The organism is Shewanella sp. 1180_01, from assembly GCF_052850535.1.
This window is the reverse complement of sequence record NZ_VXCT01000018.1, coordinates 17,379-38,453: the sequence shown is the minus strand read 5'-3', so window position 1 is coordinate 38,453 and position 21,075 is coordinate 17,379. Positions and strand designations below refer to the sequence as shown.

Genomic DNA, 21,075 nt, shown 5'->3' with positions numbered 1-21,075 from the left:
ATCTTAATACTGGATTTAGAATTTGTGTTCTAAGCCAACACCGATATATTTGTCATCATCAGTAGACGCTTCTAACGAACGATTGGTGTAGAAAGCGAAGACTTTAGTAGGTTTAGCCAGTGCATAATCAGCACCTACTGACCATGAATCACCTTTGTCTTCCATGTCTTGATATTGTGCTTTCAAAGTAACAGCATCGATATCGTAAGCGGCACTGAACAGGTAACCATTAACGCTATCGGTCGTTACAGGCAGCGCGTTTTTATAAGTTTCTTCCTGTTGTTGGTACATACCGCCTAAAGTTAAATTAGCGATTTTACCTTGAACCGATGCACGCAGGATTTCATAACCTTTCACATCTGAGTCATAAGCTATAGCAGCATAGATAGGTGATTTTTTCAGTTTAGCGTCACCGTACATAGCGGCTAAGCTGAAACCATCTTGACCCTGTTGGTCAGCATCACCTTCAGCAGCATAAGTCGCACCGAATACAAAACCGCTGATTGATGGAGATAAGTAAGTCGCAGTTTGACCTAAACGGTTGTCGCCTTTGAACAGGCTTTTTAAGTCGCCAGATAAATCGTTGAATTGGTCAACGTTACCTTGAGAGATTTTTAACAGCGTGTCGTTACGACCAACTGAGAACGAACCGAATGCGCCTTTTAGGCCAACAAATTGGTTACGAGCTTTAAAGTTGTCGCTAGTCGCAGCACCTGTATCAACTTCGTATTCAACTGTGTAGAACGCTTCCAGCGAGCTAGACAGTTCGAAATTACCCTTCACACCAAAACGAGAAGCATTACTTTGAATAGTTGTTGTAGCATCACCTTTCTCATCATTTGATTGAGCGGTGACATTCAACTTACCATAAACAGTCAGTGGCTCAGCGGCATAAGCTGAAGCCAGAGTTGCAGAAGCTAGCGCAGAAGCAAGTAGAGTTTTACAAAAAACGTTCATCATTTAATCCTTTCGACGTTATGTTCGTCTTGGTTATTGGTTTGGAACGACCGAAAGTGTGCAATGAATGTGTTTCAGTTTTATTTCAATTGTGACTGTTTAGTGCGCAAGGTAAAAAAGCTGACGCTAAGCTTGGTGCTAAACCCAGTAAAGATGGGGCCTACAGCCGAGTTAATTCTTATGTTACAGTTTAATGAATTCTGATTAGCCACTAGAAATTAGCTGTCGAACACAGGTTTACCCCGCCCAAACTATGCCGTAAACTGCCACTTTAATTTTCAATGAGCGCCTCTTATGTGGTTTAAAAATCTTACTCTTTATCGTTTCAATAAACCTTTTGCCGTCGAAACCGAAGCGCTAGAAACTGCGTTGGCCGATTTCACTTTCTCCCCGTGCTCAAGCCAAGATGTCAGTAAATTTGGTTTCTCAAATGCGTTAGGCAAAAAAGGCAGTTCTTTGGTACACAGCGCCGACAATCGCCATCTGATCTGTGTGACTAAAGAAGAGAAAATCCTCCCAGGCCAAGTCGTCAAAGAAGCCCTAGAAGAAAAAGTCGCCCTCATTGAAGATGAAGAAAATCGTAAGATGGCGAAAAAAGAAAAAGATGCGCTAAAAGATGAAATCATCACAAGTTTACTGCCACGCGCTTTCTCACGCCGCAGCCAGACTCACGCACTGATATTGCCTGAACTGGAAATGATCCTTGTCGACAGTTCAAGCGCCACTAAGGCCGAAGAGTTGTTAGCACTCCTACGCAAAGCACTCGGTAGTCTGCCAGTGATCCCATTGAGCTTTAAAGCGCCAGTCGAATCCAATTTAACCGAATGGTTAAAACTTGGCAGCGCGCCATTACCTTTTGAAATGCAAGATGAAGCTGAACTTAAATCCGAAGCGGATGAAGGTGGTATTGTGCGCTTTAAGCAGCAAGATCTGAAAGAAGACGAAGTCTTAGCTCACCTCGCAACAGGCAAGCAAGTCCACAAGTTAGCACTGCATTTCGGCCAATCGATTGCACTATTATTGCAATCGGATGCCAGCGTAAAACGTCTTAAATTCTCTGAAGAATTTAGAGCGGGTAACGATGAAGTCGGCACTGATGACCCTATGGCACGTTTAGATGCAGACTTTGCCTTAATGGGCAGCGAATTGGTCGCCTTGATGCATGCACTCGTGGCAGCACTAGGTGGACTCGAAGAAGCACAAGTTTAAGCCTCAGCGAGTTAGGTAAACTAAATCTGCGACTCACTCGTATTCTCGTATGAATGAGTTGAAATACAGAATAACAAAAGGCGCCCCTCTAAATGAGTGGGCGCCTTTTTTATGACAGTTAAACACCTAAAGTTAAGATATTCGGCTTAATCGCAAACCGAGTGCCACTTGATTTAATCATTAGCTTTAGACACTAGCTCGCCTTTATTATCAAACGGCCAATCAATGCCTAACCAAGCCTTGAAAAAAGCTTTCTGTTGCTTAGTCGCTTTCGCATCGCCCTTAAGCACTAGCTTACCGCTTTGCTGCTCACTAAGGGTGAGCTTAACTTGTTTGATTTTATCGTTGCTGAATAATGTCACTTCAATGCTATCGCCAGTCTTAAAGTCTTTAATGCGCTTATCAAAACCCGCAGCCGTCACCTTAAGACCATTAATCGCTAATACTTCATCCCCCGCGACGATACCCGCTTGCCACGCTGGGCCATTACGCAGCACTTGGTCTAACACTAAAGAACCATGAGCGCTGCTTAACGTCATGCCGGCAAATGCCTCGACTTTTGAATCTTTGCCATAGGACATTGCTAACCCAGCCTGCGATAACAACTCAGGGAAATCTAAGCTCATCGGGCTATTCACATTTGCCTGCCACCAAGGCGCATAATCTTTGCCGGATAAATCCTTAAGGATATGCTGCACATCACTAACCCCATAGCCCTTTGGCACACGGTGATCTTGATATAAACGGCGATGCACATCGCGGTATGAATGCTTTAGCTTAGTATCTTGGAGCAGCGAGAAATCTAACGCTAAGGAGGTTAAGTAACCCTCAGAATAGATATTCACACTGTGATTAATCGCATAATCACCGCCCGTACTGCTCCACTCTCCTGCACTCGCCTCGGCAACAGATTGAGTTTCACGCCCAGGGTTGAGTTGGTTTTTCTCGACGCGTTTAGCTAAGTCTTCGAGGAATTCTTTAGGCGTCATCACCCCAGCACGCAGCAGTAACTGGCCTTGAAAATAACTGGTAGAGCCTTCGGCCATCCACAGTAATTCCGTCATGTTTTCATGCTGATAATCATAGGGCACAAGTCCCGCAGGACGATAGGCCTTTACGTTCCAGGTATGGATAAACTCATGGGATGCTGTGCTAATAAAGCGTAGGTAATCCTTGCGTTCACGGAAACTAAAACGCGGCAGTTGGATAACCGTAGAATTTACATGTTCTGTCGCGCCACTGGCGCCGCTAGTGGCGTGCACCATATACACATAACGATCAAAGGGATAATCATCCCAAATCGCCTTTGCTTGACCACTTAATGCCGTTAAATCCTTAACGACTTTATCGGCGTCATAGTTACCTTCACCCCAAAATACTAACTCATAGTTTTTGCCATTAGCACTGAATTGCTTATGGGTGCTCACACCGGTTTCGATAGGGGAATCAATTAACACATCGTAATTCGGTGCGATGAAAGAATACGCTGGTGCGCCTGATGCCATGCCCGAGTAACTTTGCCACGCTTCAGGAACGTTCAATTGAACCGACACTGGCTCATAGCGAAATTGCGGGCTATACATGAACACGCCGCTGGCATCTAAATACGCGTGGCTCGCATCAATATGGCGAACCCTTTGGCCTAATTCATTGGCATACAACTGATAACTAACCGTTACGCTGGTTGGCTGCGTGAGCGCGACTTGCCATTCACCGCTCGCCGTACGTTTCCATGGAAGTTCATGACCTTGATTGTCTTTAGCGCTAAATAAACGCACGCCATCGGCCAAAGGCAATACTTGATATTTACCCGTGCGCCACACTGGCAGATTGACCGTAAAATCGCTGGTCTTCACTTCAGGAAAAGTCACACTCACTTGGGCGATATGATGCTCGGGTTTAACGAGGTCGATTTGATATTTCACATCGGCCAATACTTGGCCCGAGAATAATGCACTTAATATCAAGATTGATAATCTGTTGGGTTTCACTCTTGCTTCCTTCTGTTATTATGCTTCTTATGATTTTTCCAAGTATAACAAGTCGATGTAGCATCCTCATTAGGCGCTAACAAAAGCTAACAAAATAAGTTCCTTGACTTAAGGAATGAGGAATCACAGTTCAAATGCAAAAACTCACGGTTATTTTATTTACTTTGTTGCTGTCACTGCCTTTTAGCGTTCAAAGCCGAGATCTCGAAGCTGATGAGGTGGAGTTAAGAGAATCTCCACAGCAAATGTATGATGTGCTCAACAAATCCATTTCCTTCCCCCTTGCGTTCCAAAACCGTGACCAATTTGAGCGTGCAGCCCAAGAGCAAGGCTACAGTCCAACCGAATTTGAACAGATTTTGTATCTGCTGACTCGGCTGAATATGGAGCCGAACGTGAAAACTAAGGTCGGTTTTCAAGACGCAAAAAGCTTGATTGAACTCTTATCCACTGCGGCGCAATCGCCCTACGAACTTGCTATGGTCGCCATGTTGAATGGTCGTTACCTTGGTCGTACCGAGCAAAAATATCAAGAAGCGATTGGCCTTTATAACGAAGCGCTCACTCGCATCAACGACAGTTATGACATCGAAGCATTGATTCTTAAGCACAATATTCATGAGCACTTAGGCGGCTTACATTTATTGATCCGCCAAGAAGTACCAGCGCTGATGCACTTCCATACATACCGCGACATTGCCTATAAGCTCAGAAACGATTATTTAATCGCAGCGGCTGAAGCAAGACTGGGGTTCTATTACAATTTTAATCAGCAGCTCACCAAATCATTGCAGCATTACAGTGAAGCGATTCGGATCTCCAATCGCTCTAATTACCCGGCGATGAAAACCAATCTGCAATTGCAACTTTCTAAGGTATATCGCGATTTAAAGCAGTGGGATGAAGCCCTTAAAAATGCCCACGAAGCCGCGGCCGGTTTTAAAAAGATGGGCAATGACACCTATCTTTCAAGCTGTATGACAGTGATCGCTATGGTCTATGGCGAACAAGGGGATTGGAATAAAGCGATTGATTACTACCTTAATGCTCAGCAATTAGATGCCAAACGCGGTAACTATATTGCCCAAGGCCTTAATTTCCACAATCTTGGGCAAGCCTACTCAAATATTAATGACAATGTTAACGCCCTAAAATATTTACTGATGGCCAATCAAATATTCAAAGAAAAACAAAGCCATCATTATCAGGTTTATAACGAACTCTTAATTGGCGAAATCGCGCAAACTAACCAAGATTGGCCATTGATGATGACCCATGCCGACATCGCATTGGCATTGGCTATCGACTTAAAACTTGTCAATGAACAAAAAGCCGCGCTCACACTGATTGCCTCGGCGTCGCAAAAATTAGGGGAATTAACCAAAACCATCGATGCCCAGACCCGTATCATAGAGCTAGGTAACACCCTTGCAGAGAAAGAGAAAGACTCACCAGTGTCGACCTCAGCCCTTGCGGAGCAACAGCTCAAACTTGAGCTCAACATGGTTCAGGGAAAACTTGCCGAGACAGTGAAGGAAAGCAACAGCACCCACACGCTACTGCTCATCAGCTGCCTGATTGCCGGACTCTTGCTGCTGGTGATTGCGTATATGTTGCATCATCGCCGCAAAACCATGGCAAAAAACGCCGCATTAACCCAACTGAGCCTACAGGAACCCTTCACCCATAACTTAGGCTATGCGGCGCTATTAGCGCACTTGGGCCATAATCAACATCAAGCGTCTACAACAGCTTTAGGGATTATCGCCTTCCCCACCCAGCTCACGACCGACCTCGACTATGGCCAATATTTTAGTGATGCAGTAACGGCGCAACTGGCCACTCATCTAACCGATGCGCTCGCAGCACCTGTGTATGTGATACGCCAAGGGGTATTTGCAGTGCGGTTCACCCAAGCCGTTGAGCCAACGCATGTGCTCAGCCAGATACGCCAGAAACTCGACCAACAGCACATCGTCCATCATTTCCGTCTTGGTTTTGCCAACTTGCCACTGTTAGCGAAATCAGAAATCAAAATGGCCGCGAAATTAAAGTTCGAAACCGTGCAGATGGCGCTCGCCTGTGCCCGCAGTTTAGAGGGCAATAACGATTATTTTGTCGCCCTCAGAGCACTCGATTTTGTCCCTCTAAGCTTATTTGCCAATCCGTTATTTTTACACCTTGAAAAAGGCATTGAGCGCGGGTTAATCAGATTAGATACCAACGGAAATAAAGAAGATGTTCGCTGGCCTTGCTGGGAAAATAACCAAGATAGGCAATTACTGGAAAATATTTGATCAATATCAGCAATTAATCACAGAGTCATAGGTAAATCGCATTTGCACTCTACGCCCAGTGTTATAACATTAGTATCATATGAGTTAACAGCTAATCTGGACATAGGATCGTCATGTTTTTTAGCCTTGCAGAGTTAGGACAACACTCAGGATGAAGGATTCGAGCGCTACCGTTTCACAACTTGCCTTGCTGCAACAGAAACTTCATTCGGCCAAACTTGCCCTCGATGAAGTCAATGAAGACAGAAACGCAAAGTTACAGACATTACTGCAATTTATTGGTCACTTAAGCCTCGCCTGTAAAGGGCAAAATCTTGAGCTAGATAATAAACTCGCCAAACTTCGCCATAACTTAAATACGTTTGAGCGAGTCGATGAGGCATTGCCAGAATTAGTCGATGTCGAGCGCCTGTTAAAAGGCCAATATCACCATGTGATGGTACAGCTCGAAGAGAGTCGTACGGGTTTGTCACAGGTGATCCGTCAAATCCAACGCGTGAACTCTGCACCTGAAAAACTCAAAAAAGAAGTCAATTACTTCAAACAAGATCTGGCTAAACCTTTTCACACAGTTTGGGAATATATTCCTAAAGTTAAGCAAATCATCGGCTTCTACGAAACCATATTACAGCTACAATTTAACGAATCTGAAAAACTCGATGTCTTGCCAAAACACAGGCAGCTAGCTCATGAGCTGGCGCAGATGATTTCGGAAATCGAGTTTCGTAAAGATCAGCGTGACCAAGTCTTAGTGATCAAAGAAGTGCTCTCTTCTGAGATTGAAGTAGACAGCTTGCTCGAAGCCTACCAAACCATTTTAGCTTTATTGCTTGATAACATCGCCCGCGAGAAATCGGCATCGCAAGAGTTTTTGTTTGCTCTAAACGATGCCTTAGCCGCAGTGCGTGAAGTGGTCAGTGAATCTTACAACCACAATCAACGCAGCTTCCAACTCAAGACCCAGTTGAATCGTGAGATCAACACCCGCGTCGATAACGCCGGTGAAATCATTCTCGATGTAGAAGATATTGTCGATCTTAAAGCCCAATTGACTGAGCAACTTAACTCCATTCGTTCAGCATTGGCCCGTAAAGAAGCCTTAGAGCAAAGAGAACAAGCCTTACTGCGTAAATCGATGGAGACGATGCGCAAAGAGCTTAATGAATTAAGTAACGAGGCGAACACCTACAAAGAGCGTTTGTTCGAACAGCAAAAACTTAACTTGCTCGACAGCTTAACTCAGTTACCTAACCGTGCCGCGTTAGAAGAGCGCATGGATCTTGAATACCGTAACTATCAACGGCATAAATCGCCCCTGTGGGTGGCGGTTGCCGATATCGACCACTTCAAAACTATCAACGACAGCTTTGGTCACAGCACGGGCGACAAAACCCTGCAGGTGATTGCGATGGCCTTGAAAAACTCGCTACGCGATACCGAATTTGTTGCCCGTTATGGCGGCGAAGAATTTGTCCTGCTATTACCCGATGTAGCACCTGCTGATATAGCTCAACTTTTAAACAGAGTGCGCGAGAAAGTAAAAAATATTCCATTTAAATTTAAAAATCAGAGAATTACAGTTACAGTATCTATAGGGGCTGCGCAAGTTATGGGAAGTGAGCTCATACATGAGACCTTCGAACGCGCCGATGCAGCACTCTACAAAGCGAAACACGAAAGCAGAGACAGGGTTGTGATTGACGTATAATTGATCCCCACTATACGCCTCCTCTAATCACTCCTGTCATGACGAAGGAGTGGTAAATGATAGTAAAAGTCAGCCCTAAAGGCAGCATGGATCAGCTTTCGCAACTTGAAGTTGATCGTCTCAAAAAAAGTGCCAAAAGCACACTATATCAACTGTACCGCAACTGCTCCTTAGCAGTACTTGCCGCGGGTTTAAAAACCGACAACTCTAAAGCCCTATTCGAGCAATACCATGATTTCGACATCCACGTCCTACAACGGGAACGCGGTGTTAAATTAGAACTGGTCAATCCCCCTGAACAAGCCTTTGTCGATGGCCAAATAATCACCGGCATTCAAGAACATCTGTTCTCAGTCTTACGCGACATCCTCTATATCAGCGACAGATACGACTCGCTCAAACACATTAATCTGACCAACGCCCACCATATCACCAATGTGGTGTTTGATATTTTACGTAACGCGCGGGCGATTGCCCCCATGAAAGACCCGAACGTCGTGGTCTGTTGGGGCGGGCACAGTATTAATGCCATCGAATACCAATATACCCGCGAGGTAGGTTATCAACTTGGCCTGAGGGAATTGGACATTTGTACTGGCTGTGGTCCTGGCGCGATGGAAGGCCCGATGAAAGGTGCGGCCATAGGCCATGCCAAACAAAGGATTAAAAATGCCCGTTATATTGGTTTGACTGAGCCGAGTATTATTGCCGCCGAGCCACCGAATCAAATCGTCAATGAACTGGTGATCTTGCCCGATATTGAAAAACGTCTCGAAGCCTTCGTGCGTTTAGGTCACGGCATTATTATCTTCCCAGGTGGTGCTGGCACGGCGGAAGAGTTGCTCTATATCTTAGGTATCTTACTCAACGAAGAAAACCAAGAAACCCCTTTCCCGCTGATCCTCACAGGCCCCACGGAAAGCGCCGATTACTTCATTAAGATTGATGAGTTTATTGCCTCAACCTTAGGCCCTGAAGCTCAGAAGAAGTATCAAATCATCATAGATAATCCCACTGAAGTGGCGCGTATCATGAAGAAAAGCATGGAGCAGGTGAAAGCCTATCGCCGCTCAACGGGTGATGCTTACCAATATCAGTGGGCACTGAAGATTGAATCTGAATTCCAGTTACCTTTTGTCCCGAGCCACGAGGTGATGGCAAACTTGGACTTGCACTTCCAAACCAATAAAGCCGAGCTTGCCGCCAACCTGCGCAAAGCGTTTTCGGGTATAGTGGCGGGTAACGTCAAGTCGGAAACAATCAAGCACATAGAGCGCGATGGTCCCTTCCAATTGAAAGGCGATCCTAAATTCATGGACATGATGGATAAGCTCTTGAGTGCATTTGTGCAACAACAGAGAATGAAGCTTCCCGGAAGCGCTTATATTCCTTGCTACCAAATAGTGAAATAGAGAGCGAAACAACGACACCCCATGAACAAGTTTTTAATCATCGATGGTCTCAACTTGGTTCGCCGCATCTATGCGGCGATCCCCGATGAAACAGATATGCAAAGCCTCACAGAGCGCGTCAGTTCGGCGTGCACTAAACTGCTGCGGGTGCATCGCCCTACCCATGTTGCTATCGTGTGGGACGGTGATGAAATCTCATGGCGTAAACAGCTTTATCCCGATTACAAAAAAGGCCGTAAACCTATGCCAGAACCACTGGCGCAGGGTTTAGTTGCGCTGCAAGACCATTTAACCGCAATGCACATTGGCTCTATTTATGCCGCCGCGGAGGCCGATGATGTGATTGCGACACTGGCGATAAAAACCGCTAAAGCGCAAGGTGAAGCCATAATTGTGTCAACCGACAAAGGTTTTAGTCAGCTTAATCATCGCCAAATCAGTCAATGGGATCACTTTAATCAGCAGTATCTTGATATTGCGGCGTTGGAACAAAAGCTTGGTGTTGAGCGCAGCCAATTTCTCGACTTGATGGCATTAGCGGGCGACAGCGGTAATAAAATTCCTGGTATTGCGGGCATAGGCCCTAAGTCGGCCGCCGAGTTATTGAAAACCTTTAGAAGCTTACCGACCTTGTTTTCATCCTTATCTAACTTAGGCGCTAAGCAAGCGAAGAAGCTCGCCGAGGGCAAAGAGATGGCGAGGCTGAGTTATAAGCTGGCGCAGTTACAAACGGACCTACCACTCAATATCAACTTGAAAGACTTTCGCGTGATTGACTCCCCACCTGAAAAAACCATCAATCAAGACTAAACTTCTGTTAACACAAAGTTGCAATTAACGCATTTACCTTAGCGCAACAAAAGCGTATTTTATGGACGTGCTCAAGTGACTCATTTAATGAGGTAAAGGAATAACTATAAATGAAATCAAAAGTTTCAGTAATTATTGGTAGTATTTTTGCCGCCTACGTCGCCTTTGTCGCTGTGGTTGTACTGGTTTATGAACCAACGCCAGAAGACATGAATTGGGAGGACCGACAGGCCTATAACAGCCAGAAGATGAACGATTTAACCTTAGGGCAAAATATCGGTTCAGTAAAAGAATTGCTCGGTAAGGCCGACTTTTCAGAGGCAAAAGCCGTCAAGGAAGCCAAGTTACAGGTGCTCTTTTATCGCACTCACCATGAGAAATCAGACGGTGTGACGACCAAAGAGGAATGTACCCCGCTTATTTTTGAAAATGATAAGTTGATTGCTTGGGGCCAAGATACCTATAAGCAATACCTCGATGCGGGCACAGACACTGTGCTCACTTCCGCCCACGAGACATTGAGCAGTAAATAAATACGACTGACTGCTAAATAAAAACGCCACCTAATCGGTGGCGTTTTTGTTTCATAATTAACCAAATTAACGTCTTAGTGACAGAATACCTAGGTCACTCAGTGCCATAGCAATAAGCTAAATCAGTCACTTATTCATCATCTGCCTTGTACTCGACATAGGCTTCGCCTTTGCTGAGCCATTCTGGCGCGGGTTTACCCTTCAGATAATGATCGAAATACTGCATCATGCGAATGCTGTAATCGAGCTTATTCGGGTACTTTTTCAAGTGATGCGGCTCATCCTCATATTGTAAGAACACCACATCTTTACCCGCACGGCGCATGGCCAAGTACATTTCAACACCTTGTTCCCAAGGCACTGCGTCGTCCTTATCACCAAACATGATCATCAAAGGCGTTTGAATTCGGTCAGCGTAGAATACTGGCGAGTTTTCAATGTATTTTTGTGGCGCGGCAAACAAACTCGCACCAATGCGGCTCTGTCCAGTTTCATACTGGAACTGACGCGCAATACCCGTGCCGTGGCGAATACCGCTGTAGGCGCTGGTCATGTTCGATACCGGCGCACCCGCGACCGCCGCCTTAAACATCTTAGTTTGAGTGATGGCAAACGCCGTTTGATAACCACTCCAAGAATGACCTTGCAGACCAATAGCATCGGGATCGGCAATGCCCATCTCTATCAGCTTTTGCACGCCTGAGGTGAGCGCTTGCACCGAACTCGCACCTGGGTAACCAATTTCAAAGCGCATATCCGGTAGGAACACCGCATAGCCATTATTGATATACCAAGCAAAATTAGGTCTGTGGTTAATGTTCATCTGCGGAAAGGCGTGCAGTCTATCCGTCATAAAGCGATAGTAATAAACCAGTACAGGAACGCGCTTACCCGCTTGATAATTGGTCGGCTTGATCAGCACCCCATCTAAAGGCTTACCATCGCCATTCGTCCAGTGAACTAACTCAGATTGGCTCCAGTTAAACGCTTGACGTTGCTTATCTAAATCCGTTTGCTTAAGCGCATTTTGCGGTGCGCTATAGTTAGCCGTATACAAGTCAGGGAATAAGTCGAAACGCTCCTTGGAAAAGACGATAGTGTCTGCGTCTTTACTGCGTCCTAACACGGTCAACTTATACTCGCCTTGCATCAGCGTTTTCACGCCCGCTGCGCCGAGCGTCGCTTGGTAGAAGCCATCGGCCTTGGTTTTATCGCTATAACCGTGGAGTAACACAGTGGCGTTATAGGCAAGCTCAGTCGGCTCATCGGGATTATCGACTAAGCCCTCAAGACGATATTGAATTTTCTGGGTTCGCCCTTTACCTGCGGTTAAGGCAAAACCCGCCTTAGATTCAGTATTAAACTGCCAGACATCGTATTTATCGTAAACCAAGAACCCAGCGTCATCTTTCAGCCAAGTGCCAAAACCGTATCCCGGCGCGCTCGATGGATAGTCATGGTCTTCATCGGCAAAGCTGACCTTTAATGATCTTGTCAGATTAGTGCGATGGGCCTCAGCAATATCATAAAGATAAACATTACCTTGTTGATAATAAGCCACATACTTGCCATTACCCGACAAACTTGGCTCGGCATCGCTCGGCTGCTGAGTCAAAAAAGGCACCTTACTGCCAGTGTTAATGTCGACCAGATAATAGTCTTGATAGAAGCCAGCCCACGTCGCCATCTTGCGATAGGGCAAATCTGAACTCGCCAACATAAAGCGCTTATGTTGTGAAATCCTCACATCTGGAACAGTTTTATCGCCAAGCTGCACCACGTTATTTGAGCCTAAATGTAATACCGCAAGGTAAGTGCGCTTTTGCTCATCCTCATATTGCTTGATTTCGTGGGGTTTAATCCGTGGGTCGTCACCATGCCATACCTTAAGCCCGCGCTGTCCGGTAACAATATCGGCATTAAACAGGTCTTTTTCTTCGGAGATTTTCTGCAAACTAAGCTGCTGGCTCACCTCTGGCACGCGGCCGAAGAACAGCCGTTCGCTGTCCAATGAGAAGCTTAAACTTGTGTATCGATTGAGTTTCCACTCGGGTGACTCAGGAGTTTTGCTGATTTTACCCGATTGCAAATCGACCAGCGATAACTGATAGCTTCGACCATAGGGCAACTCGCTATCTTTGCCCTGCGTAAACGCCAGCCAACGACCATTTTTAGCCAGCGCTAACGCACCAACCTGTTGGCTAGGCGAGTCAAAAGCGACGGTTTTTTGGTGGGTACGTAAATCCACTAACTGCAATTGATGCTGTTTATTGGCGATATCATTCACCGCTAACGCAAGTCGGCGGCTCGCCTTATCAAACACATAACCTGTCACTTGCTCAACATCGATGCGCTGGGTTTGACCGTCTAAACTAAGCAAAGTAAAACGACGGCCTTGGTCAAACTTATCAACCTTTGGCTTATCGGCTTTCGCAGGAGTTTGTGTGCCTGCTTCAGCGAGTTTTTCGATGGCTTTAGGCTCAGGGTCTTTTTTGGACTCTTCATCGGCCTCAAACCACATTGCCAAATGCTTACCGTCATCACTGAACACGAATTCCTTCACGCGCTCAAAGCGGGTTTGAGTGCCCGTTTGGGTATCGAGTAGTACCATGTCAGATTTGAGTTTTTTCTTCGCCTTGGCATCACTCGTTTCACGCGTGAGCAAACTCGGTTTGACCACCACAGCCACAAAGTGGCCATCGTCACTCACTAAAGGATCTGACCCACCCGCGATTTGATAACTTTGCTGCGACAGCACATTTTTCACAATGACGTGACTATCCCCGCGATCGGGCGCAGACTCGACCGCGATGACTTGGCCCTTATCTGCGATAACCGGCTTTTCAAGGGATTCAAAGTGCATGATGTCTGTGAGAGTGAGCGGTTTAGTGCTGGTTTCAGCCTGCACTGCTGGCAATATTCCAAGGGATAACAGCACCAGAGATGTGATAGGGATTAACTTCAATGTCTTCCTCTTTTATGTATTTGTTAGACTAAAGTAGACTTTTTTAACCATTGGCTCTCCATCATGGTGAGAACCCAGTATTTTTACAAGTTATACCACATAAAAAATCGTGATATTGCTCACTATTTCCTGTGAAGTTTGACCAAAGATGGTTAAAATAATAGACAGAAAAAATACCAAATTCATAGTCCTGCTATCCAGTTAACGCTGGGGCAGACAATTGCAGTAACGACGAACCGTGGAAGGACTTCTCCATGTCAAAAAGAACGATAACCGTAATTCCAGGTGATGGAATTGGCCCAAGTATTATTGATTCAGCCTTAAAAATTCTCGATAAAGCGGGCTGTGATTTTGAATATGAATTTGCCGATGCCGGCCTGACTGCACTCGAAAAGCAAGGCGAGTTACTGCCACCGCGCACCTTAGAATTAATCGAAAAAAACCGTATCACACTGAAAGGTCCACTGACGACGCCAGTAGGTGAAGGCTTTACCTCTATCAACGTGACTTTACGTAAAAAATTCGGCCTGTACGCTAACGTACGCCCAGTGATTTCTTTCAAAGGCACTCAAGCTCGTTACGAAAATATCGATATAATCACTGTGCGCGAAAACACTGAAGGCATGTATTCTGGCTATGGCCAAAAAGTGTCTGAAGATGGTTTGACGGCAGAAGCGACCAGTATCGTGACTCGCCAAGGTGCCGAGCAAATCGCCACTTTTGCCTACGAACTAGCTCGCAAAGAAAACCGTAAGAAAGTCACTATCGTGCACAAAGCCAACATCATGAAGTCAACATCAGGCCTGTTCCTGAAAGTGGCCCGTGAAGTGAGCCTACGTTACCCAGACATCAAGACTGAAGAAATGATCGTCGATGCAACGTGCATGAAGTTAGTGATGAACCCAGAAAACTTCGATGTGATCGTGACGACCAACCTGTTCGGTGACATTTTATCGGATCTGTGTGCCGGTTTAGTTGGTGGTTTAGGTATGGCACCAGGCGCAAACATTGGCCGTGATGCAGCGATTTTCGAAGCCGTTCACGGTAGTGCACCTGATATTGCTGGTAAAAACCTCGCGAACCCAACCTCAGTAATTTTAGCCTCTATCCAGATGCTGGAATATTTAGGTATGGCTGACAAAGCTGAGCAAATCCGTAAAGCGGTATCTGCAGTGATCGAAGAAGGCGACCGTACCACTCGCGATTTAGGCGGCACTCACGGCACGAATGACTTCACTCAAGCGGTACTTGAGCGTCTGTGATCTCAATACTGAGCGCGTTTAAGACGAGTCTATAACGCGCTTGTTCAAGCTTAAGCTTAAGCTTAAGCTTCAGCTTCATAAGAAGTAAGCGCTTGAAACTCAAATGAGTAAACACGAAAAAGCCCCAAAGTTTCCTTTGGGGCTTTTTGTTATCTGGCTTTTAAACCTGCATGGCTTTAAAACTGCGTGGCTTTTAAACCCGCCTGACGATTACCGTATTAGCGTACCTAAGTAACGTACGCGAGTAACGACGGCAATATCACTGCAGAGTTATCGCAGGAATTAATTCCACGCGGTATTAGGACGCAGCCATAAATGCACTGTCACTTCATCACGATCGTGATAAAGATGCTTACACTGCACTTTAAAATCGGTCACGCCATTCTCTTTAAGAATGGTCTGCATGGTCTCAAGAATGGCAGTGACTTCTTTATAGCGGCTCTTCATCGGTAATTTAAGGTTGAAAATCGCTTCCTTAAACCAACCGTTAATCGCCCAAGCTTCAATCAGTTCGGCAACGCGCGCTGGTTTCTCAACCATGTCGCACACTAGCCAATAGATGTTTTTGCGCTGTGGCTCGAAACGGAAACCGTCTTCACGGTAATGCTTCACTTGGCCCGTTTCCATGAGTTTCTCATCCATGGGACCATTATCGACAGCCGAGACAAACATGCCGCGACGCACCAGTTGATAAGTCCAGCCACCTGGGCAAGCGCCCAAATCCACTGAGTTCATACCACTGCGAATACGCTCTTCTTGCTCGTCCTTTGGCACGAATTGGCCAAAGGCCTCATCGAGTTTTAGGCTAGAACGACTCGGTGCATCCGCCGCCATTTTCAGACGTGGAATACCCATAAAGTGTGGCGAGCTGTTATTGCTGTAGGAATAACCCACATAGGCACGGCCGGGTCCGATAAAACACACGTGGACAATCGGACGTTTTGGATTTTCCTGCGCGAGCAAACTGCCAGATTTTTTCAAATGCTGGCGTAAAGGCACAGTGAACTTACGGCAAAAAGCCGATAGCTCTTTCGCTTCGTTAGTATCTGGCGTTTCAACCCGCACTTCACCCGCTTTGCTGACGTCACTGAGTGCCGCCACGATTGGGCTAATTCTGTCGTTTTCAGGCAAGTCGACTAATAAGTCGCTGGCAGCAAACATCTGGCGAGCGAAAATGAGCGAATCTAAAGGCAGTTGTTTCACTAACGTATCAGCGGCGTCATCTTCAAAACATTGGTACACGACATAGGCGTCGTTATTGTTGGCCTTAACAAAGCCGCCCACATTGAGCTCACCGGCTCGCTGTTGGATTTCTGCAGCGCATTCTTTTTCAAAGCCTGCGCGGCAAAATAAAAATAGGTTTTTCATGGGGATCCCTGAGAAATCCAAGCCAAAGCATTGGCTGACTATCGATTTGGGCGTCAGTATACCAATTTCAATCCATAAATGCCCTATTTGCCTACTGCGGACCTTGAATTGCGATTGGAGAAATAAAAAAGGCTTAGGTGCGCCCTAAGCCTGTTAACTCACACTTAACGTTCGAGATTAAGACTCGTGACCGTCAATCACTTTATGGCGCCATACCGCAGCGGCAAATAATAACCAGCCGAGTAAGAAACACCCACCGCCCATCGGCGTGACAGGGCCCAGCCACTTAGTGCCGAACAATGCCAGTCCGTATAACGAGCCAGAAAACAACACTATGCCTGCAATAAACAAATACGCCGACCAATCCAATAAACGTGAGGTTAACCATTGGCCCGAAAAGGCAACCATGATTAAGGCGAAGGTATGGTAGAAATGGTATTGCACCCCAAGATTAAACACGTCAATCAAATCCGGTGGCGCGACTGCTTTTAAACCATGGGCACCAAAAGCCCCTAAGGCGACGGCTAAAAATCCGCTCACGGCGGCGAGTAACAATAGACCTTTACGCATTTAACTCTCCTGCTGGAATGGGCTTAACTCATTCAACATTCATTCGCTCAACATTAAGCTAACCAATAAAATCGCTAGATAAATCAATGGCACGTGCAAGGTTAGCCGCTTCAGTAGTGCCTGACGACTTTCTTGGGACAAAACTATGATCGCCGTCGGTTATCCAAGCCAATCCTATCTCAGCTTTCAAAGGCCAATTTGGGATCTGCTCTTTGCCACCGAACTTATCCCGCTCGCCCTGTACGACTAATACTGGGACTTGGCATTCATTCAAAGGTTCCAATCTAGGCTCGCCGCCTTTAAGTGGCACAAAGGGATAACCTAAACAAATCACCCTATCGATGCGCGAAGCTAACGCGGGATCGCAGGCTAATAACGCCGCCATACGTCCGCCCATGGATTTGCCCATCAGTACGACACGCTCGACCTTAGGTTGTGAATGAGCGATATCGAGCATCTGAGTAAAACACGCGAGCAATTTAGGCGCGCGGTCCGGTGGACGCCGTTTGCCATCGACGGCATTGGCCTGCATATAGGGAAAATTAAAGCGCATTACTTGGCAGCCCTTAGCCACCAACCCCGCCGACATAGCCTGCATAAACTCAGAGTCCATGTTAGCGCCCGCGCCGTGGGCTAATAAAATCATTGTGCTCGCAGGCTCACCCTCTAACACAAAACTTGGCTTATCCGGGCAACAACTCACTGCGCGACTCCTCAGCAAACATATCTAACATCCATTCGCGAAACGCGACGACCTTACCAAGTTCAGCGTGATTCTGCTGGCAAACCAAGTAGTAAGCATCTTTACTGACTAAGACTTCTTGGAATGGACACACGAGACGCCCCGCTTTTATATCGGGACGCGCCAGTACGCTGTAACCTAAAGCCACGCCTTGACCATGGGCCGCCGCCTGCAATACCAAGGACGAATGACTGAAAATGGGGCCTTGGTTCACATTAATATCGTTAATCCCACATTGTCTAAACCACGCCTGCCAATCGTGACGATTCATATCATGTAATAGCGTGTGATATTTTAAATCGCTCGGTTTTGACAACGGCTTAGGACCGTTGAGCAACATGGGCGAACACACAGGAATGAGCACTTCGTTTCTGAGCTTATCGGCGCGCAGACCAGGCCAATTGCCTAGACCATAATAAATGGCGACATCCACATCATCGGTTAATGAGCTCGCTTCGGTATCGACGGCTTTAATACGCACGTCGATATCGGGATTTTTCTCACTGAACTTTGCCAAACGCGGCACTAACCATTGAATTGCAAAACTGGGCGACATACTGACCGTCAGAGAACCAATCGCACTGCGGGCGAGTAATCGGTCGGTAGCATCGGCGAGTTGAATAAAGATGTCTTTGATGTCGAGGAAGTAGCTCTGCCCTTCTTCAGTTAAAAGCAAAGAACGGTTCTTTCGGCGAAATAATTTTAATCCGAGGAAATCTTCTAATGCCTTTATTTGATGGCTCACCGCAGCCTGCGTAACAAACAATTCTTCTGCTGCGCGCGTAAAGCTCAAATGCCGCGCGGCTGCCTCAAATGCTTTAACCGCATTAAGCGGTGGTAATCGTCTGGACATAGTGATCTCAGTCTCGTTTTTTAATTAGTTTTTCTAATCCGTATTGTTACATTTAATCGTTTGTAAAGACCAGTGATTTTGGTTAAATTTTGCGCCATTGAAACAGCGGTATCCACGAAACACTTATATCTATGAAACACCCTAGTTGGACAATCTCAAAGTTGGTGATGGGAATGTCTGACAGCGTTAATTTGTCAGCCCGGAGGCGACTATGTTTAATTTAAAATCAGCGTTTGCGTTAGCGATAATTTCAGCACTCAGCTTAAATGCCTGTGCTAATGTACTCGTTGACGAAATCGTCATCGATACTAGCGACTTACAAGCCAGTATCACTGCAGACTTAACTGCTGCAATGAATAAAATGCACCAAGAAGTGCTGCAAGAAGCTACTCTGTTGATTGCCGCAGATGATGTCGCATCAAATCAGCAAATCGTTAAGCCTAACAGCTTATAAGACAACACCAATTTAGGTTTTCACCCCGAAGACCAAAAGAAAAAGCCGCATTGATATGCGGCTTTTTTGTATTCAATCTCTATGGGCACTTCCCACTGACAAGACATGTCAGTGGGCAAGTTTGCATGGATTTATGGGCGATACACTTTGACGTTAGTGTAGCCTTGCTCGATTAAATACAATGCCTGCAATTTACTCATCACCCCACGCTCACAATACAGCAAATAAGTCTTTTGCTTATCGAGATCGGCAAACTGAGTCGCTAACTTGAAGAATGGGATACGTTTAATCTCAATGCCTTCAATTTGTAACGGTTTGCTTTCCTCTTCTTCAGGGGCGCGAATATCAATGACCACTTGGTTGGTATCAATACTGGCGACCGTTTCAGTCTCAGTAATCCGAGTATCCATTTGTTCTGCGATCTCCCTGATATCAATAGTGACAGACTGGGCGATGATTTGATCGATCAAATCTTCAGAGAACTTTTTCTCTTCCGCTTCTACTTTAGCTAATACCGCTTTAACCGTTGGCTTTTGCGAAATCACGCCGCAATATTCAGGCATAGATTTGGCAAAATCTTCGGTGCCGATTTTACGGCTCTCGTTGATAATGTCTTGTTTATCCATGGCGATCAGCGGACGTAAAATCAACAGCTCAGTACAGCGGTCAATCACGTTCAAGTTGGTCAACGTTTGGCTAGAGACTTGGCCTAAACTTTCACCGGTCACCAAGGCTTGAATGCCCATACGGTCGGCAATACGCGCCGCAGTGCGCATCATCATACGCTTGAGCACAACGCCCATTTGGCCATTATCGATACGCTCTAAAATCTCAGCGACCACAGGCTCAAAAGGCACAGAGATAAACTTCACCTTATGGGATTCGCCGTAGGTTTTCCACAAATGGTAAGCCACTTGTTTAACACCAATTTCGTGCTGTGCGCCGCCAAGATTAAAGAAGCAGTAATGGGTACGAGCGCCCTTTTTGATAAACTGATAGCTAGACACACCTGAGTCAAAACCACCTGAAATCAAAGACAACACATCTTCCTGTGTCGCCATCGGGAAACCACCTAAGCCTTCAATACGCTTAGTGACCATATAAAGATTATCGCGTTCAATTTCAAGGTTAACGGTAATATCGGGATTCTTTAAACGCACACCTAAAGCATCGGTAAACTGATTTAAGCCGCCGCCGACGTAACGCTCCACTTCGATAGAATTAAAATCGTGATCGCCAGTGCGCTTCACTCGCACGCAGAAGGTTTTACCCGCGAGTTGGTCACGGTAAACAGGCAAGACTTGCTGATAAATATCGTCCACAGATTCAAAGCTGTACTCATCCACTTGCACTACGTGGGCAATGCCAGGAATACACGCCAGACGCTCACCGAAGGCTTGGGCCAATTCAGGCTTATCCTTTGGCACCATTACCATAATGCGGTCCCACTGACGTTGAACTTTAGCGTCTTCGTCGACTTTTTTGAGTACATTACGTATATTGGTTTCGAGCATTTTGGTGAAGCGCATCCTTACGGGTTTGCTCTTCATCATGATTTCTGGGTACAGCTTTACAATAAACTTCATGGGATTTCCGCGGGCAATTTTAAAACAGCAAAATTGGTTAAAAGAATAATCGGGGGATTATATACCCAAGCGACCTAAAAATGCGAGTTTCAGCGCGCGTCGCAAACAGCCACACAAGCCACATTCATGGCGGATTAATGGCGCATTAGTGATTAAGTCACGGCGGGATTTTTAAGCGAATGAGGTTGGGATAATGTCAGTGAAGCCTATTCACTTAGTTTGAATTGCCCTGCTTAAAATGAGTGGTTTGAAATGAATTATTTGAGATAAGTGGTTGAGGTAAGGTTGAAGAAAGCTTAGGGATTACACACTCTCTGCGATTGGCGTAAAGCCCAAATGGATTCAAACCAACCACAGC

At 46.0% G+C, this 21,075-nt stretch carries 16 protein-coding genes; 8 read left to right on the top strand and 8 right to left on the bottom strand.

Annotated features, from left to right (window positions below; genetic code table 11):
* Positions 1-15: 15 nt before the first annotated feature.
* The gene (locus FW758_RS11535; protein WP_012088673.1) at positions 16-960 is read right to left on the bottom strand and encodes a porin; all 945 of its coding nucleotides are present in this window, start codon (positions 958-960) and stop codon (positions 16-18) included.
* Between the two features lie 291 nt (positions 961-1,251).
* Between FW758_RS11535 and rdgC the strand changes: the two genes are divergently transcribed.
* A complete protein-coding gene (gene rdgC / locus FW758_RS11530) occupies positions 1,252-2,166 on the top strand; it encodes a recombination-associated protein RdgC (protein WP_006085165.1) in 915 nt (304 codons plus the stop codon).
* Positions 2,167-2,339: 173 nt separating this feature from the next.
* Here the strand turns inward: rdgC and FW758_RS11525 are convergent, their stop codons facing one another.
* Positions 2,340-4,157 carry a M61 family metallopeptidase gene (locus FW758_RS11525; RefSeq protein WP_446445451.1) on the bottom strand — a complete coding sequence of 606 codons (1,818 nt, stop codon included), beginning with the start codon at positions 4,155-4,157 and terminating at the stop codon, positions 2,340-2,342.
* Between the two features lie 134 nt (positions 4,158-4,291).
* Here FW758_RS11525 and FW758_RS11520 point away from each other — a divergent pair, with 134 nt between their 5' ends.
* The 5 genes from FW758_RS11520 to FW758_RS11500 all read left to right on the top strand — a co-directional run bounded on the left by FW758_RS11520 (position 4,292) and on the right by FW758_RS11500 (position 10,917).
* Positions 4,292-6,454, top strand: a complete 2,163-nt coding sequence (locus tag FW758_RS11520) for a tetratricopeptide repeat protein (RefSeq protein WP_446445450.1) — start codon at positions 4,292-4,294, stop codon at positions 6,452-6,454.
* A gap of 151 nt (positions 6,455-6,605) precedes the next feature.
* Positions 6,606-8,162, top strand: a complete 1,557-nt coding sequence (locus FW758_RS11515; protein WP_446445449.1) for a diguanylate cyclase — start codon at positions 6,606-6,608, stop codon at positions 8,160-8,162.
* Positions 8,163-8,218: 56 nt separating this feature from the next.
* The gene (ppnN, locus tag FW758_RS11510) at positions 8,219-9,574 is read left to right on the top strand and encodes a nucleotide 5'-monophosphate nucleosidase PpnN (protein WP_446445448.1); all 1,356 of its coding nucleotides are present in this window, start codon (positions 8,219-8,221) and stop codon (positions 9,572-9,574) included.
* A gap of 21 nt (positions 9,575-9,595) precedes the next feature.
* Positions 9,596-10,384 (top strand): flap endonuclease Xni, encoded by a 789-nt coding sequence (xni, locus tag FW758_RS11505; RefSeq protein ID WP_071939126.1) that lies wholly within the window; start codon positions 9,596-9,598, stop codon positions 10,382-10,384.
* 110 nt (positions 10,385-10,494) lie between these two features.
* Positions 10,495-10,917, top strand: a complete 423-nt coding sequence (locus tag FW758_RS11500) for a DUF3192 domain-containing protein (protein WP_006080896.1) — start codon at positions 10,495-10,497, stop codon at positions 10,915-10,917.
* A 130-nt stretch (positions 10,918-11,047) separates the two neighbouring features.
* On the opposite strand, the gene FW758_RS11495 is transcribed toward FW758_RS11500, so the two are convergent.
* Complete coding sequence (locus tag FW758_RS11495) at positions 11,048-13,882, bottom strand: prolyl oligopeptidase family serine peptidase (RefSeq protein WP_446445447.1); 2,835 nt, start codon at positions 13,880-13,882, stop codon at positions 11,048-11,050.
* 254 nt (positions 13,883-14,136) lie between these two features.
* Between FW758_RS11495 and FW758_RS11490 the strand changes: the two genes are divergently transcribed.
* Positions 14,137-15,144: an isocitrate dehydrogenase gene (locus FW758_RS11490; protein ID WP_446445446.1), complete on the top strand. Its 1,008-nt coding sequence runs from the start codon at positions 14,137-14,139 to the stop codon at positions 15,142-15,144.
* 282 nt (positions 15,145-15,426) lie between these two features.
* Here FW758_RS11490 and rlmM read toward each other — a convergent pair whose 3' ends face one another.
* From rlmM to FW758_RS11470, 4 genes are all read right to left on the bottom strand, one after another.
* Complete coding sequence (rlmM, locus tag FW758_RS11485) at positions 15,427-16,512, bottom strand: 23S rRNA (cytidine(2498)-2'-O)-methyltransferase RlmM (RefSeq protein ID WP_446445445.1); 1,086 nt, start codon at positions 16,510-16,512, stop codon at positions 15,427-15,429.
* 177 nt (positions 16,513-16,689) lie between these two features.
* Positions 16,690-17,082 carry a DUF423 domain-containing protein gene (locus FW758_RS11480; protein ID WP_006080891.1) on the bottom strand — a complete coding sequence of 131 codons (393 nt, stop codon included), beginning with the start codon at positions 17,080-17,082 and terminating at the stop codon, positions 16,690-16,692.
* A 58-nt stretch (positions 17,083-17,140) separates the two neighbouring features.
* Positions 17,141-17,785 (bottom strand): alpha/beta family hydrolase, encoded by a 645-nt coding sequence (locus FW758_RS11475; RefSeq protein WP_347098651.1) that lies wholly within the window; start codon positions 17,783-17,785, stop codon positions 17,141-17,143.
* On the bottom strand, positions 17,766-18,677 hold the full coding sequence (locus FW758_RS11470; RefSeq protein WP_006080889.1) for a transcriptional regulator GcvA: 912 nt from the start codon (positions 18,675-18,677) through the stop codon (positions 17,766-17,768). Before FW758_RS11470 ends, FW758_RS11475 begins: the two co-directional genes overlap by 20 nt.
* Positions 18,678-18,888: 211 nt before the next feature.
* On the opposite strand from FW758_RS11470, the gene FW758_RS11465 reads away from it, so the two are divergent.
* The gene (locus FW758_RS11465; protein ID WP_446445444.1) at positions 18,889-19,131 is read left to right on the top strand and encodes a hypothetical protein; all 243 of its coding nucleotides are present in this window, start codon (positions 18,889-18,891) and stop codon (positions 19,129-19,131) included.
* 131 nt (positions 19,132-19,262) lie between these two features.
* Here the strand turns inward: FW758_RS11465 and thiI are convergent, their stop codons facing one another.
* The gene (gene thiI, locus FW758_RS11460; RefSeq protein WP_006080887.1) at positions 19,263-20,717 is read right to left on the bottom strand and encodes a tRNA uracil 4-sulfurtransferase ThiI; all 1,455 of its coding nucleotides are present in this window, start codon (positions 20,715-20,717) and stop codon (positions 19,263-19,265) included.
* Positions 20,718-21,075 lie beyond the last annotated feature (358 nt).

Excerpts from the sequence above, each read along its gene's own strand:
- ppnN (WP_446445448.1), top strand. The coding sequence starts at position 8,219 with ATGATAGTAAAAGTCAGCCCTAAAGGCAGCATGGATCAGCTTTCGCAA.
- FW758_RS11515 (WP_446445449.1), top strand. The coding sequence starts at position 6,606 with ATGAAGGATTCGAGCGCTACCGTTTCACAACTTGCCTTGCTGCAACAG.
- FW758_RS11500 (WP_006080896.1), top strand. The coding sequence starts at position 10,495 with ATGAAATCAAAAGTTTCAGTAATTATTGGTAGTATTTTTGCCGCCTAC.
- FW758_RS11520 (WP_446445450.1), top strand. The coding sequence starts at position 4,292 with ATGCAAAAACTCACGGTTATTTTATTTACTTTGTTGCTGTCACTGCCT.
- FW758_RS11470 (WP_006080889.1), bottom strand. The coding sequence starts at position 18,677 with ATGTCCAGACGATTACCACCGCTTAATGCGGTTAAAGCATTTGAGGCA.
- xni (WP_071939126.1), top strand. The coding sequence starts at position 9,596 with ATGAACAAGTTTTTAATCATCGATGGTCTCAACTTGGTTCGCCGCATC.
- FW758_RS11535 (WP_012088673.1), bottom strand. The coding sequence starts at position 960 with ATGATGAACGTTTTTTGTAAAACTCTACTTGCTTCTGCGCTAGCTTCT.
- thiI (WP_006080887.1), bottom strand. The coding sequence starts at position 20,717 with ATGAAGTTTATTGTAAAGCTGTACCCAGAAATCATGATGAAGAGCAAA.
- rdgC (WP_006085165.1), top strand. The coding sequence starts at position 1,252 with ATGTGGTTTAAAAATCTTACTCTTTATCGTTTCAATAAACCTTTTGCC.
- FW758_RS11465 (WP_446445444.1), top strand. The coding sequence starts at position 18,889 with ATGTTTAATTTAAAATCAGCGTTTGCGTTAGCGATAATTTCAGCACTC.
- rlmM (WP_446445445.1), bottom strand. The coding sequence starts at position 16,512 with ATGAAAAACCTATTTTTATTTTGCCGCGCAGGCTTTGAAAAAGAATGC.
- FW758_RS11480 (WP_006080891.1), bottom strand. The coding sequence starts at position 17,082 with ATGCGTAAAGGTCTATTGTTACTCGCCGCCGTGAGCGGATTTTTAGCC.
- FW758_RS11490 (WP_446445446.1), top strand. The coding sequence starts at position 14,137 with ATGTCAAAAAGAACGATAACCGTAATTCCAGGTGATGGAATTGGCCCA.